At 45.0% G+C, this 15,677-nt stretch carries 12 protein-coding genes and 1 other annotated feature; of the genes, 1 reads left to right on the forward strand and 11 read right to left on the reverse strand.

From position 1 onward, the window contains the following. Nucleotide 1: 1 nt before the first annotated feature. The 8 genes from hypD to M72_RS13750 form a co-directional block, all read right to left on the reverse strand. A complete protein-coding gene (gene hypD / locus M72_RS13715) occupies nucleotides 2–1,030 on the reverse strand; it encodes a hydrogenase formation protein HypD (protein ID WP_022044991.1) in 1,029 nt (342 codons plus the stop codon). Beyond that, the gene (locus tag M72_RS13720; protein WP_055068619.1) at nucleotides 1,030–1,239 is read right to left on the reverse strand and encodes a HypC/HybG/HupF family hydrogenase formation chaperone; all 210 of its coding nucleotides are present in this window, start codon (nucleotides 1,237–1,239) and stop codon (nucleotides 1,030–1,032) included. The genes hypD and M72_RS13720 overlap by 1 nt, the downstream gene beginning before the upstream one ends. 12 nt (nucleotides 1,240–1,251) lie before the next feature. Then, nucleotides 1,252–3,567 carry a carbamoyltransferase HypF gene (gene hypF / locus M72_RS13725; protein WP_055068676.1) on the reverse strand — a complete coding sequence of 772 codons (2,316 nt, stop codon included), beginning with the start codon at nucleotides 3,565–3,567 and terminating at the stop codon, nucleotides 1,252–1,254. A gap of 77 nt (nucleotides 3,568–3,644) precedes the next feature. Next, nucleotides 3,645–4,691, reverse strand: a complete 1,047-nt coding sequence (locus M72_RS13730; protein ID WP_055068620.1) for a nitrogenase component 1 — start codon at nucleotides 4,689–4,691, stop codon at nucleotides 3,645–3,647. 4 nt (nucleotides 4,692–4,695) lie between these two features. Then, nucleotides 4,696–5,976: a nitrogenase component 1 gene (locus M72_RS13735; protein WP_055068621.1), complete on the reverse strand. Its 1,281-nt coding sequence runs from the start codon at nucleotides 5,974–5,976 to the stop codon at nucleotides 4,696–4,698. Then, on the reverse strand, nucleotides 5,973–6,734 hold the full coding sequence (locus M72_RS13740) for a nucleotide-binding protein (RefSeq protein ID WP_055068622.1): 762 nt from the start codon (nucleotides 6,732–6,734) through the stop codon (nucleotides 5,973–5,975). The genes M72_RS13735 and M72_RS13740 overlap by 4 nt, the downstream gene beginning before the upstream one ends. A gap of 274 nt (nucleotides 6,735–7,008) precedes the next feature. Beyond that, complete coding sequence (locus tag M72_RS13745) at nucleotides 7,009–7,488, reverse strand: hypothetical protein (protein WP_055068623.1); 480 nt, start codon at nucleotides 7,486–7,488, stop codon at nucleotides 7,009–7,011. Nucleotides 7,489–7,766: 278 nt separating this feature from the next. Then, nucleotides 7,767–8,546, reverse strand: a complete 780-nt coding sequence (locus M72_RS13750) for an RsiV family protein (RefSeq protein ID WP_055068624.1) — start codon at nucleotides 8,544–8,546, stop codon at nucleotides 7,767–7,769. 192 nt (nucleotides 8,547–8,738) lie between these two features. Between M72_RS13750 and M72_RS13760 the strand changes: the two genes are divergently transcribed. After that, nucleotides 8,739–10,130 carry an MATE family efflux transporter gene (locus M72_RS13760; protein ID WP_055068626.1) on the forward strand — a complete coding sequence of 464 codons (1,392 nt, stop codon included), beginning with the start codon at nucleotides 8,739–8,741 and terminating at the stop codon, nucleotides 10,128–10,130. A 101-nt stretch (nucleotides 10,131–10,231) separates the two neighbouring features. Here the strand turns inward: M72_RS13760 and thrS are convergent, their stop codons facing one another. From thrS to feoB, 3 genes are all read right to left on the reverse strand, one after another. After that, on the reverse strand, nucleotides 10,232–12,010 hold the full coding sequence (gene thrS / locus M72_RS13765; protein WP_055068627.1) for a threonine--tRNA ligase: 1,779 nt from the start codon (nucleotides 12,008–12,010) through the stop codon (nucleotides 10,232–10,234). Nucleotides 12,011–12,073: 63 nt separating this feature from the next. Then, nucleotides 12,074–12,265, reverse strand: a binding site (T-box leader). 53 nt (nucleotides 12,266–12,318) lie between these two features. Continuing rightward, a complete protein-coding gene (locus M72_RS13770) occupies nucleotides 12,319–13,203 on the reverse strand; it encodes a hypothetical protein (protein ID WP_055068628.1) in 885 nt (294 codons plus the stop codon). Nucleotides 13,204–13,278: 75 nt separating this feature from the next. After that, nucleotides 13,279–15,621 carry a ferrous iron transport protein B gene (feoB, locus tag M72_RS13775; protein WP_022045001.1) on the reverse strand — a complete coding sequence of 781 codons (2,343 nt, stop codon included), beginning with the start codon at nucleotides 15,619–15,621 and terminating at the stop codon, nucleotides 13,279–13,281. Nucleotides 15,622–15,677: the final 56 nt, after the last annotated feature.

The raw sequence follows: 15,677 nt of genomic DNA on the forward strand, positions 1-15,677 counted from the left end.
CTTATGAATACTGATAATATGCAGAGCAGGCTCCCTCACCGGACACCATGCAGGCGCCGATCGGATGCTGCGGTGTACAGCCTTTTCCGAATACTTTACAATCGGATGGTTTGCATTTCCCCTGAAGTACATCGCCACAGCGGCAGGCCGGATTTGGTTTTCCTTCAATTTTCGGCATCTGATATTTGAGACGTGCATCGAACTCCTGCCACTCCTGTCTTAATTTCATGCCGGATTTCGGAATAACACCCAGCCCTCTCCATTCGCAGTCACAGGCTTCCATCATCTCATCTACAAGCAGCTGTGCCTCCCTGCTTCCATCCTGTGTCACCACTCGCGGATAGCAGTTTACAAAAAATGGCTTTCCTTCCTGGAATTTTACCAGCGCAACCGCCAGTGCTGTCATCAGTTCTTTTGCCGTAAATCCTGCCACAACACCGCTGACCCCTTCTTCGGTCAGAGCTTCGCAAAGACGTGTTCCCGTAATGGCATTGACATGTCCCGGATATAAAAATACATCTGCACTGTCCTTTAGTGCCTCATACGCCTGAGGCATGGTTTTGTTTGCCACCAATATAGAGTAATTATCCAGTCCATCTTCTCTTGCCGCCTTTACGGAAAGACATCCTGCCGGTGTCGTTGTCTCAAATCCGACCGACAGAAATGTCACCTGCTCATCCGGATGTTCTCCGGCATATTTTTCGGCATCTGCCGGAGAATACACAACATGGATTTTCGCTCCCTGTTCTCTGGCTCCCGCAAGGCTCATATTGGTTCCCGGCACTCGCACCAGATCACCAAATGTACAGATTGTAACTCCTTTTTCCAATGCCAGATAAATAGCTTCATCTATAAAACTAACCGGTGTTACACATACCGGACATCCCGGTCCGGAAATCAATTCTACCTGTTTTGGCAGCAGTTTACGGATTCCCAGCCGGAAAATCTCATGTGTGTGCGTACCGCACACTTCCATGATACGCACATCCGGGCCATCATAATTTTCAATGATCTCTCTGGCTGTTTTCATTATAAAAATTCCTCCATGAGCTGCTCGGTTTCACTGTCGTCCTCATCGGTGATTTTTGCAATTGCTACACCTGCATGCACCATAACATAATCTCCCGGCTCCAGATCTTCCAGAAGCTGGGAAGAAACCTCTCTTTTGGCACCACCTGCATCAATGACCGCCGTGCCATTACTGATTTTTACTACCTTAGCTGATAAACCTACACACATCTTTTTATCCTCCTATTTCTGTAATTGATACATCCCATATGCTGCCTGTCCGATTGCAATTCCTCCGTCATTCGGCGGAATCATACGGTGCCGCAGCACTTCGAATCCTTCCTGTAACAGTCGTTCTTCTGTCAGACGCAGCAGTAACCGGTTTTGGAATACGCCACCGCTTAAGGCAACTTTATCCCTGCCACTGCTTTCTTTTGCTTTGATACAGGCAGCTGTAATCATTTCTGCCAGTACCTGATGAAACCGATATGCCAGCATCCCGGTGTCTTCGCCCCGCATTTTTGCTTCTGTAATCTGCTGCACCAACATCTGTGTATTTAAAACGAAACGCTCTTTTGTTTCATGTAGCAGTATATCCTTATTTTCCTTTTGCTCCTGTGAGATATTTGAGAGGTTCTGCTGCTCGTATGCCTCTGCTGCAAACTGCAATGCCGTCGATGCTTCCCCTTCAAATCCTGACCTGCGCCTGATCCCGAGTATCGCACTGACGGCATCAAAAAGCCGTCCTGCACTGGTTGAAGCCACCGCATTAATCTTCCGGTCTGCCATGGTGAACTGTACCCTGCTTTCCTGTTCGCTGCAAAGACCCAGTGTTTCCATGATCTCCCATGCCCTTTTGCGATCTTTCGTATATCCGTAAATCATAGAGACCGCAATACGCCAGCCCTCTTTTGCAGAAGCATCGCCCCCCATCTGTAAAAACGGGGTAATACTTCCGAATCTTGTAAAATTCCCATAATCCGCCAGCAGGATCTCTCCGCCCCAGATCGTGCCGTCCGTTCCATATCCGGTTCCGTCAAAAGCGACTCCGATGACCGGATCATGACAGTCATTTTCTGTCATACACGATAATATGTGTGCATAATGATGCTGCACTCTTATCACCGGATATCCAAGTTCTTCCGCTACAACCGTAGAATTGTATTTTGGGTGCAGATCACAGACCACAGCCTGTGGCTTTACTTCCAGCAATGTCTGAAACCGGTGTATTGTCTCCTGCAATGCCTTTACCGTTCTTAAGTCCTCCAGATCTCCCACATATGGTGACGGATAAAACCTGTTGTCCACACCTATGCAAAAGGTATTTTTCAATTCCCCGCCAACCGCGAGCACCTGTCCTTTCCAGTCTGCTTTTGTCATAAACGGCAGCGGTGCATAGCCTCTGGAACGCCGGATCATGTACGGTTCATTTCTGTAAAAATCCATCACCGTATCATCTGCCCGTATCCTGATTTTGCGGTTATGTGACAGCATCGCATCACACAAATGGGATAATTCGGCAACAGCTTCCTCATCCTCACGACAGATCGGTGCACCGGAAGTATTTCCACTGGTCATCACCAGAAGATCCGGCATCTCGATACCATCATCATACTGAAAAATCAATAACTGCACCGGTGCATATGGAAGCATCACACCAACTTTTGGATTGTTCGGTGCCACCGAAGATGCCAGCCCGCCATCGCTTCGTCTGTCCAGTAACAGAATCGGTTTCTGATGTCCGGTAAGAATCGCCTCCTGCTCCGGCGTCACCACACATTCCCGTTTTACAACCGATTCATCTTTTGCCATAACTGCAAAGGGCTTGGCCGGGCGGTTTTTTAATGTTCTAAGACGGCAGACCACTTCTTCATTTGTAGCATCACAGCACAGATGAAACCCTCCAATTCCCTTGATTGCTACAATTTTGCCTTCACGAATAAGCCGGCGTGTATATGTAATTGCGGCACGTCCCCGCTCGGGTCTGCCGATCAGATACACCTGTGGTCCACATTGGTTGCAGCACACCGGCTGCGCGTCATACCGCCTGGTTTTCTCATCCGTGTATTCTTTTGCACAGTCCGGGCACATCGGAAACTCTTTCATACTTGTGCGTTCCCTGTCATACGGCAGAGCATCCAGAATCGTAAGCCTTGGTCCACAGCAGGTGCAGTTGATAAACGGATGCAGATACCGTCTGTCTTTCGGGTCAAACATTTCTGCCTTGCACTCATCGCAGATTGCAATATCCGGGGAAATAAAGATTTCCCCTTTTGTTTTTTCACTTTCGATAATGTCAAAATGTTCAAACTGTTCTGTTGTATCTGCGGTGATATTCTCTGTATTTATCTTCAAAACAGCCGCACGCTTCGGTGGATGTTCTTTCAGACTGTTTAAAAATCCTTCGATCTGTTCTTTTGTCCCCTGTGCATAAATTTCCACATAGGGTCCTTTATTGCAAACAGTTCCGTAAATTCCATGGTTTGTCGCATGGCGGCTTACCGTTGGCCGGAAACCAACACCCTGAACGATACCGTATACCCGGATGCGCCAGGTCATCTCATTCTTATACACACTTTTCTCCAATCGTACACTCCCTTATTGCGGGTCACATCTTACAAGACAACCGGCAACTGTTATCTCATCTCTGCAAGATGCCCCGATACCGCAAAATGTATCGTATCCACAAAGATTCCGTCAAATTCCGGTGTCATACGCTTCATACATGGATCAGCGTAAATCACATCATATTCCATGTTTTCCACCAGCCTTATATAATCTTCTTCATCCCGCAGATGCAGATCTGTGTCACTGCAAAGCTCTGGCTTTATCATAAACCAGCTTGCAACTGTCACCTTTGCATCCTTTGCTTTTTTTTGTATCTCTTCCCGGATTGCAGATCCGATCACCTGCTGCTGTACAATAAGTACCTTTTTCCCATGATAATCCATATCGTAAACCAGTTCATCCACCAGCGGATAGCCTGTCTCGTACGGTGTTCCATATGTTCGTTCCAGATATTTCGCTGCCTCTAAAGCGGCCGGCGATACCACGATATTTTTTTCCACATTGGAAACCGATTTTACATCATCAAGTCCATTTCCCATTCCAAAGCAGACAGCAGTTTTTCCTTCTGCCGCAAAATGCTCCCGGATACGGTCTGCTGCACGCAGATCACTGATATCCTGTGGTGTCATGCCAAGTATCCCGATTCTGCCCAAAATCACGTCTTCTTTTTCACCTGCAAATACCAAAAACAGTTCCTTCCAGGCTTTTTCTTCCCCCTTGTCATACAATTCCATTCCATCCGTATCCACAGTCAGAATCGGCAGATCCACTTTTTTCTCCGTCATACGCTTTAAGGCATGGTAATCCGTTCCGATAACGGCCGGAACCGGCGTCCCGATAATTGCTGCAAACTTTGCATCCAGTTTTGTCACTGCATCTGCAAGCTTTGCCACCAGCCTGTCATCACGGCCGAGAATTGCATCCATATCGCGAAGCCCTGCACTAAACAGTGCGCTTTTGCTCTCAAACCACCGCGGCTCATCAAATCCACAGATATTTCCGGTACAACCACCGGCATCGCAAATGACGATAATACCGCCAAATTCATATAATACAGACACCGCACCTGACTGATCCGGTGCAAATGGTGTCAGATATTTTCTCAGTCCTCTCATTGTGTTATACCTCCGCCAATGCCTCAAACAGTCTGCGCACACCGGCATAACCGTATGGCTGCCGTTCTTCATTCCAGAGCACATTGGAACATTCTTTATGATAATAGCCGGCATCTTTTCCTATGGTCATATTGACGCCGGACTGACTTTTGTCATAATACAGCATGGTCGGTTCCAGATTGGAAAAAACTTTCGTATCCGGACTGATTTTTGCCAGTTGTTTTACATAGACAAAGTTTTCACCGGATAATGTTCCATAAATCTCCGACACACGAAATCCATAGTGTACCAATGCAAGTGCCAGTTCGAACGGATCTCCGTTCATCCATTCTCCGACGGCAAAGACTGCATCCGGATGTATTTCCCGGAATTTTTCTACCGCCTCCTCTGCTGCCTTACGCGGTATTTCATCCTCAAATTCCACACCCAGTGCAGCGGCAAAAGCACGATATTGACTGGCAATTTTATCGATCTGATATAATCTGCGCAGCTCGATATATGGAATTTTCAGCCGGTCATGAAAATCCTCTGCCGCAAAGCGCGCTTCCGGATGCAGTACCAGATTAAAATTTGCTTCCGACATGGTCTGATACTGTGCATAATCCTTGCACCTGGAAATCTCATGGATTGTTTTTACTCCTGCCCCATGAAGCAGATCATACAGCTCACAGTCATCCGTAAGCGGTGAAAAATATCCCAGTAAATTCACCACGTTTCCTTTTTTCTTTTTCGGTTCCAGCAACGAATAAACGGACTGCCGCACATGCACCATCGGTGGTTTTCTGCCCTCTCTGGTCAGTGCATACATATAACATGGCCTTACCGGAACCCCTGCATATTCCTCTGCCTTGTGACAGACACGCTCCATATCCGTGCCAAGCAGCGCATCCACACAGGTAATACATATCATCACAACAGACGGCTTTTTCTTAAGTCCTTCGCATATTTCCGCTACTGCCTTAGGGATCTTTTTCAGGTGCCTTCCGGTCACAATATCCGTCTCATCCATCAACAGATAATAAAAACGGTCCTGATAGGCCCGCATCGAACTAAGCACCGAGGTATTGCGGCCACAGCATCCCGGAGACACGATCAACATAACAGAATCCGGAACCGCCAGACCTGCACGTTTGACACCAAATCCTTCTGCTCCCGGAGAATTGAATGCCAGCGTTGCAGGGGAACTGTAGATCAGATGTGTATGGGAAATAAGCTGTCTGGGAATGTTATTTTTTCCAAGCTCATCCAGCTCTTTTACCGTACAAAAATATGCTTCCTGTCTCATGCGTTTTCCTCTTCTTTCCATAACAATGTGGCAAGATCAAAGAAACATCTGCTGATTTCAGAGGCCGGATCTCCTTCGATCACAGTCTTTCCCTGCTCTTCCCAGTGAATAATTTCATTACTTCGCGGCACTTCTCCCACAATCGGCACCCCGATCTTTTCTGAAAATGCCTGTACTTTTTCTTTCTCATTTTCCACATTTCTGTGATTTAACACGATGCCAAATACCCGGGCATAACTGCGATCCTCAAAATTTCTGACTGCACTGGAAATATTGTTGGCAGCATACAGTGCCATTTTTTCACCGGATGTAACGATCAGAACCTTATCCGCATATCCCTCACGAATCGGTGCTGCAAATCCACCGCACACAACATCACCTAATACATCATACAAAACCACATCGGGTTTATAATGTTCGAATAGTTCCATATCTTCAAGAAGCTGAAAAGTCGCAATAATTCCACGCCCCGCACAGCCAAGTCCCGGTGTCGGTCCGCCCGTCTCAATGCAGAGGATTCCTCCATAGCCTTCCTTTGAAATCTGCGCCAGCTCATCCGGCTCCTCGTCCTCTTCCCTCATATAATTCATTACCGGACGAAGTGGCTCACCACCAAGTAAATTAATGGTGGAATCCGCTTTCGGATCGCATCCGATCTGAATGACACGTTTTCCCATATTTGCAAAAGCTGCTGCAAGATTGGAAGTCACTGTGGATTTTCCAATACCGCCCTTTCCGTATACTGCTACCTTTAACATGCTATCCTCCTGTTATTTTCAACGCAAAAAACCATCTTTCGGGCAATCTGTCAGAAAGATGGTTCTGTAAATCCTTATTTCTTAACTATTCCTGCTCGGATCATCCTTGCCGTCAGAGTTTTTATTCATTTATATTAAAATTGTTCAACACAATTACCGTCGTATCTTTTTCACCAAATGCTCTGCAGATGAATGAATCAGATGCCGTAATTTTCCCAATCATTTTATCAGCTGTTATACAAATTAGTCAACACGAACTGCATGCTTCAATCCCCTACACCTGCATATCCACATGATCTCCCCGTGCCTTTATCCCGTCGGTTACCTTTAAATCCTTCTGGTACGGATTTGATTCATTGTAGTATTTGATCTGCGTATTGGTCACTCCGCCTGACACATACGACCTCCCGCACTCCGGACAGATCGAAGTATGAATCTGCACAGATGCCGAAATCACCCTGCCATTTTCCTCGGATGCCTTGCTGTAGGCATTGGATACATGCTGCCCCTCATGTGCACGGACTGCCGATGATGCAGCCTGCGGGGAAACATGCGCGGCACTCTTAAACGATACATTTGCTTCATCTGATCCGTCGACATATTTACGGTTTTTACAGGTCTGGCATTCCTTCTGTTTCCCGTTTTCATCTACGCTTCCGATGCCATTTTCTTTTCCTGTGACATTCTTTGTATCACTGTCTGAAATTCCATAACCATATAAATATGATGAACTTCCTACTCCCGTTATATCCATGGCAGACTCCTTTCTGTTTTAAAACATCCTGTTTTATAAATGTAAGACTTCTTCTAATGTGGTAAACAATGCATCGATGGTCATCGGTTTTGAAATATAACCGTCCATTCCGGAATCAAATGCTTTTGTCCTGTTTTTCATAGGTATACTCTCACGTCATTTTATTTTCTACAGACAGTATACCATAAAAATCAGAAATTGCATCCTCTTCCTTTGCACCAAATAGAAAAAATGACTCTGTGGGATTTGCCCACAGAGCCATTTTTTCTATATGCCTTTTATTTCAGATATCCGTTTGTAACCATATCTACAATCTCACCCGTCGGAATGGAAAATTCGACCATTCCCATATATCCCGGTGCTACTTCATACTTGTCAAATACAAGGGTAAGTTCTCCCTTCTCATTGACATAGAAATTCGTCTTATTGCTGATGGACTTGAAATTGAACTTATTGTTTTCATCGTCCACAAAATAGGTAACATCTGCATTCTCTTTCATCTGTGCCCGCATCTGTTCTTTGATATTGTCGGAAATCCGGTCAATATAGCCGCTTCCTTTTTTGAACAGATTTTTCAGAGTGATTTGTTTTCCGGATTTTTTATCCACACTGAAAATCTTTGCATAACTCTGGGAGCCGCCCATAGCAATTACCGTATCAATCCGCAGGCAAAACAGCTTGTCGTTGTCGGTTACAACCTTATATCCGGAAGTAAGGCTCTCATTTCCCTTCTCTCCCTTCTTTATGGCTGCCACATCTTTTTTATAATCTTTGATAAATTTATTCTGATAACTGGATATTGCAGCATTCAGTTTTTCACTTTCGCTTTTCATAACTTTTCCGTCTGTACCTGTAATTTTCACTTTCGGAATCTTTACACTGGCTTCCATCTGTTTGCCCTTCTGGTTGTTGGTATACTTCTTTGCCAGCGATACTTTATAAACCGGCAGACTTGTTTTTGCCTGTGTAACCACCGTTCCTGCTCCCATTGTCACCAGCATTGCCGCAGCAGCTACTGCAATACCTGTCTTTTTTAATACACTACTCAGTTTACTCATTTTATTTTCCTCCTTTTTTGTTTCTATCTATTAGACCATTCATCACACATAAAAGTTTCAGAAATACAAAAATTTCCATTTTATTTTTCTGCTGCCCGGCTTCATTGAAAAAAAACAGGAAAAAAGCTATAATAATATAAGTTTGCCATATAAAAGCAAATACAGATATTAACATAAGAAAGGGCGAAACATATGACTTCAGAACAACAAAATCCACTTGCCGTGGACAAAATTTCTTCGCTGATTCTGCGCTTTTCCGTACCGAGCATTATCGCCATGCTTGTCAGTGCGGTATACAACATTGCAGACCAGCTTTTTATCGGAAATGCGGTCGGCACACTCGGCAATGCCGCTACCAACATTGCATTCCCACTTGCCATGATGTGCACAGGACTTGGACTTCTGTTTGGAATCGGCGGTGCGGCAAGCTTCAACCTTCACATGGGTGCCGGCAAAAAAGAAAAAGCTCCCTATTTTGTCGGAAACGCCATCACAATGCTTCTTACCGTTGGCATCCTTCTTTTTGCCATAACCGAATTATTTTTGAATCCTCTGCTGGTCGGATTTGGTTCCCCTGCAGATGTTCTCCCGCTTGCCCGGCAATACGTCCGTGTGACGGCGATCGGTTTTCCTTTTTTAATTCTTACGATCGGAAGCGGACACTTAATCCGTGCAGACGGCAGCCCAAAGATGGCGATGTTTGTAAACATTTCCGGCGCCGTCATCAACATTGTATTGGATGCCGTGTTTGTTCTGGGATTCCACTGGGGCATGTACGGTGCTGCAGCGGCAACCGTGATCGGTCAGGTCATCTCTGCGATTATTGCGGTCTGCTATCTGTCACACTACCGCACAGTAACCCTGCACTCCAAGCATTTCCGGCCGAATGCTTCCCATCTGGCACAGATCTGCTCACTTGGCATGGCTTCTGCCATCAACCAGGTTGCCATGATGATCGTGCAGATTACGATGAACAACCTGCTAAAACATTACGGTGCACAGTCCGTTTACGGAGAGTCAATTCCGATTGCCTGTTCCGGAATTGTCATGAAAGTCAACCAGCTTTACTTTTCCGTGATTATCGGCCTGTCACAGGGCAGCCAGCCGATCCAGAGTTTTAACTACGGTGCAAAACAGTACAACCGGGTAAAGGAATCGTATCGTCTGGCGATTACGGTCGGTGCCATTGTATCCATTGTATCCTTTCTGCTGTTTCAGATTTTTCCGCGACAGATCCTCGGTCTGTTTGGCAGCGGAAGCAAAGAATATTTTGATTTCGGTGTAAACTATTTCCGGATTTTCCTGCTGTTTACATGGCTTAATTTTATGCAGCCGATTTCCTCGACGTTTTTCAGTTCGATCGGAAAAGCATATAAGGGAACGTTTCTTTCTCTGACAAGACAGATTTTATTCCTGCTTCCTCTGCTTTTGCTTTTCCCGCGTTTCTGGGGAATTAAGGGAATTCTTTATGCGAGTCCGGTTGCGGATGTGTTATCTTTTGCAGTTGGACTGGCAATGGTTATACATGAATTCCAGTTGATCCGGAAGTTGGAAGTTTCTGAACAGAATACAACGACTTTCTAACATGAAAGTAAAAATATATTTTCCTGCAAAAAAGCGCGCAGCAAAAGGGGGGCACCACTTTTTGCTGCGCGCATTTTTTACTGTTTCAAATCGGCTTTTATTTATTTTTCAGCCCCGATATGAGTTCTCAGCTTATTTTTGATCTCATTCTCAAGCTTCTCCACAAACTCATCCAGTGGAAGAACTGTGGTATCTTTTTCTCCATGCAGACGGAAGGATACGGTTCTGTCTTCTTTCTCATTGAAGCCGACAACCAGAAGATACGGCACCTTCTGCACCTGTCCTTCACGCATACGATAGCCAAGCTTCTCGGATCTGTCATCGAGTTCTACACGGACATCCTTTGCCTCTAATGCATCGCAGATTTCCTTTGCATAAGCAGTCAGTTCCTCGTTGTCTGTCTTAACCGGCATCACACGAACCTGAACCGGAGCCAGCCATGTCGGCAGATTTCCCTTGGTCTCCTCAAGAATATATGCCATGAAACGATCGAGGGAACCAAGGATTGCACGATGCAGAACAACCGGTGTCTTCTTCTCACCATCACGGTCTACATAAGACAGATTGAATTTTGCCGGGAGACAGAAATCAAGCTGGCAGGTAGAAAGTGTGATCTCATTGCCGACTGCAGGCTGTACGTTTACATCCAGCTTTGGTCCATAGAAAGCAGCCTCTCCAATTTCCTCTGTATAATCAATTTTCAGATCATTCAATACCGTGCGGAGTGCATCCTCTGCCTTGTTCCACATAGCATCATCATCATGATACTTTTCTTTGTTTGCCGGATCACGCAGAGACAGTACACAACGGTAATTGGTAATTCCGAAATCCTTGTAGGTACTAAAAATCAAGTCTACAACCTTGGTAAACTCATCCTCAATCTGCTCCGGTGTTACAAACAGATGCGCATCGTTCTGACAAAAATGTCTGCCTCGCTCGATACCCTTTAACGTTCCGCTGGATTCGTAACGGAAATCATGTGCGATCTCACCGATACGGATCGGCAGATCCTTATAGGAATGTCTTCTGTTTGCATAGATCATCATATGATGCGGGCAGTTCATCGGACGAAGAACGAAAGACTCTCCCTCCATCTCCATTGGTGGGAACATGTTTTCTTTGTAGTGATCCCAGTGACCGGATGTCTTGTACAGATTTACGGTACCGACACAAGGAGTCATAACATGCAGATAGCCCAGCTTTCTTTCCTTGTTCTTGATATAATTCTCCAGCTCCTGCCAGATCACATATCCCTTCGGAAGGAACATCGGAAGTCCACGGCCAACCAGATCATCAACCATAAACAGGTTCATGTCCTTTCCGATTTTTCTGTGATCTCTTTCCTTTGCTTCCTCTAAAAGCTTAAGGTGTGCCTCCAGCTCCTCTGCGGTCGGGAAACATACACCATAAATTCTCTGCAGCACTTTGTTTTTGCTGTCACCTTTCCAGTATGCACCAGAGTGACGGATCAGCTTGAAGTTTCTGCAAAGTTTTACATTGTCTACGTGCGGTCCACGGCACAGATCCGTAAAATCGCCCTGATCATATACGGTAATATTTCCATCTTCCAGATCGGAGATCAGATCCAGTTTATACTCATCATTCTGGAACATTTCCATAGCCTCTGCCTTAGAAACTTCACGTCGCATGATTTTCTTTCCGGATTTTGCAATCTTTTTCATCTCTTTTTCGATCTTTTCGATATCCTCATCACGGATTACATCTTCCCCAAGATCTACATCATAGTAAAATCCCTCTGCAACAACCGGTCCAACCCAGAATTTTGCCTGTGGGTACAGATGCTTGATTGCCTGTGCCATCAGATGTGCACAGGAATGATTCAGTGTTTTTAATTCTTCATTTTCCTTAAAGTTTACCATTTTACGTTAACTCTCCTTCTTTTGGTATGGAAATAAAAAAGCACCCCGGATATGCATGACATATCTAAGGGTGCTTTATACACGGTTCCACCTTAATTCTTTTACTCTTTGGCTTATAACGCAGCTACACGGTGACGCTTCTTTCGCGCACAGCTCAGGAGTGGTCTTCATGAAATCTTTCCATAAACGGCTCACACCATCTACCGTTCTCTCTGTATGTTTCAATTTCACTACTTGTTCCGTCAATGCTTTTTCTATTCTTATGCATTGTACCACGTTCTGATTTCTAATACAATAGGGTAATTTTGCTAATCTGCTTTTTCATCCATATAAGTAATTTTCAGATCGAACGACCATGGAATATCGGAAAGATACTGTTCCTTATAATAATTGTTTCCGTTTGTTATTTTTTTCCGGAAGCGGAAGGAATCCGGCGTAAAAATTACAAGCAGATATGTATTTCCTTTCTTTAAGCGATACGTATTTTTTTCAGATTCCATACTGTATCTGGAAATACTGTCTTTTTTCTTCTGCAGTTCCCTCTGGATAGCGCTTGTATACCCTGCCGAATTTTTTATTGCACGCTTCGCACTTCTCGTAAGTTTTTTCGATGCGTTGACATCATACCATACTTTGCCATAACCACTTGCAAAAGTTCTGGAAAGAAACTGATAGTAGGTACTGTTCCATGGGTCATAAATCTCATACCCGCTTTTTAACTCTTTTGGCAGAAACATGAGATAATTGTTATCATTATAGATCACTTCATTCTTGGATTTTCCCTTAAAATCACTTTCCGTAAACTGGTATTTACCGCTCTTTCTACATTGAAATTTTACAAACGAGACATTTTCACCAACACCATCATCATCCACATAACTGGTATTTGCTTTTCCGGTCATACCGGACACATTAATGACGTTCCTGCCCTCATACAATGCCGGGACCTGCTGCATCGTGTAATTATACACACTTTTTGAAATCAGTTTTCTCTCATAGGCGCTTGTCTCCAGCTGTCTGTAAGTCAGCTTGTCCGCATTGGACTTGTTTACCAGATTTCCCGTCATCAATGCTGTTACCGAATGTACCATTGCTGCATCTGTGTGCTCCATTTCCATTGGTGTCACAGCAATTACTGCCAGAATCACAGCCAGAACAAAACAAACCCTCTTTTTCCACATTTGTCTGAGCATAAATAAATAATCCTTTTTTGTTATTATTTTATTCTATCTTTCCGATTCCTTCAAGTACTTTCTGCTCTATTTTCATTATCTCATAAATAAAACCATCAGCCACCTTACCGCAAATGCTGCCACCCAGGCGATCATACACTGCCAGATCACCATGCCAACTGCCCATTTTCGTCCAAGTTCCCGGCGAATGGAAGCAATTGCTGCAATACACGGCGTGTACAACAGACTAAATACCAGAAGTGAAGCTGCCGCTACCGGTGTCAATGCATCCTTTACTGCTCCTCCAAATAAAATTTCCAGAGTTGAGATCACGCTCTCCTTTGCCATAACGCCGCTGATCAATGAAGTACAGATCCTCCAGTCTCCCAGTCCAAGCGGTGCAAAAATTGGAACCAGGCAGTTTGAAATCATCGCAAGAATACTGTCTTTAGAATCCGCCACCAGATTAAAATGCAAATCAAATTTCTGTAAGAACCAGATACAGATCGTTGCTACAAAAATAACGGTAAATGCTTTCTGCAGGAAATCTTTTGCTTTCTCCCACAAAAGCTGCATAACATTTTTCAGCCCCGGCAGACGATAATTTGGCAGCTCCATGACAAACGGAACCGCATCTCCACGGAACAGTGTTTTCCGATACAACAACGCAACCAGGATCCCAATCACAATTCCGGTCAGATACAAAGCACACATCACGAGTGCTCCATACTCCGGGAAAAATGCGCTGGTAAAAAATGCATAAATCGGCAGTTTTGCCGAACAGCTCATAAACGGAGTCAGCAAAATCGTCATCTTCCGGTCTCTCTCACTCGGCAGCGTGCGGGTCGACATCACCGCCGGAACTGTACATCCAAATCCGATGAGCATCGGTACAATGCTTCGTCCGGAAAGTCCGATTTTTCGCAGAAGTTTATCCATAAAAAATGCAACTCGCGCAATGTAACCACTGTCTTCCATCAATGACAGAAAGAAAAATAATGTTACGATAATTGGCAGGAAACTCAGTACACTTCCGACTCCGGCAAAAATACCGTCAATGATCAGTCCGTGAAGCACTTCATTGACTCCCGCTGCCGTCAGCGCACGGTCTGTCACATTAGACAGTGCGTCAATCCCCATGGCAAGCAGGTTCTGTAAAAAAGCGCCGATCACATGGAACGTAAGGAAGAACACCAACAGCATAATACCGATAAAACATGGAATTGCTGTATATTTTCCGGTCAGAATCCGATCAATTTTCTCACTGCGGATGCGCTCCCGGCTTGCCTTCGGCTTTACTACCGTTTTCTCGCACACCTTTTCGATGAAATTAAAACGCATATCCGCAATCGCCGCACTGCGATCGAGCCCACGCTCTTTTTCCATCTGTACAATCAGATGTTCAATTGCTTCGTGCTCATTCTCGTCCAGTTCCAGTTTCTGCAGAATCAGATGATCCCCTTCAATGATCTTAGAAGCTGCAAAACGCAGAGGAATTCCCGCATGCTCTGCGTGATCCTCGATCAGATGGCTGACTGCATGAATACAGCGGTGCACGGCTCCACCAAACTCATTTTCACTACAGAAATCCTGTCGTCCCGGCCGCTCCTGATATTTTGCGATATGCAGTGCATGCCTTACCAGTTCATCCACTCCCTCATTTTTTGCAGCAGAAATCGGGACCACCGGCACACCCAGCATCGCTTCCATCCCGTTTACATCCACCGATCCTGAATTTCCGGTCATCTCATCCATCATATTGAGTGCCACAACCATCGGGATATCCATTTCCAGCAGCTGCATCGTCAGATACAGATTCCGCTCGATATTGGTTGCATCAATAATATTGATGATCGCCTTTGGTTTATCCTCCAGCACAAAATTTCTTGAAACAATCTCCTCACTGCTGTAAGGGGACATCGAATAGATTCCCGGCAGATCTGTCACCAAAGTGTCTGGGTATCCTTTGATCGGTCCATCCTTGCGGTCAACCGTAACCCCCGGAAAGTTTCCGATATGCTGGTTTGAACCGGTCAGCTGGTTAAACAGCGTCGTCTTTCCACAATTCTGATTTCCCACCAGCGCATATGTAAGCCTCGTCTTTTCCGGCAAAGGGTTTCCATCCCCTTTTACATGATACTTTCCTTCTTCGCCCAGTCCCGGATGAACCGACTGATTAATGTTTCTGGCTCCTTCATGCTTTCTGGTACGGGAAGAAATCTGCTCAATTGTAATCTGATCTGCATCTGCCAACCGAAGAGTCAGCTCATACCCATGGATCTGCAGTTCCATCGGGTCGCCCATTGGAGCAAACTTAATCACCGTCACTTCCGCTCCCGGAATCACTCCCATATCCAGGAAATGCTGGCGTAACGCACCCTCACCGCCTACGGTTTTAATGACTGCACTTTTCCCGATTTCCAATTCTTTTAATGTCATATTGTCTTATCCTTTGCATTCTTTCTTTTGTGTTATTGATAATTTTTCTTAATTAT

Origin of the sequence: Roseburia faecis (assembly GCF_001406815.1) — a bacterium.
Classification (GTDB): Bacteria; Bacillota; Clostridia; order Lachnospirales; family Lachnospiraceae; genus Roseburia; species Roseburia faecis.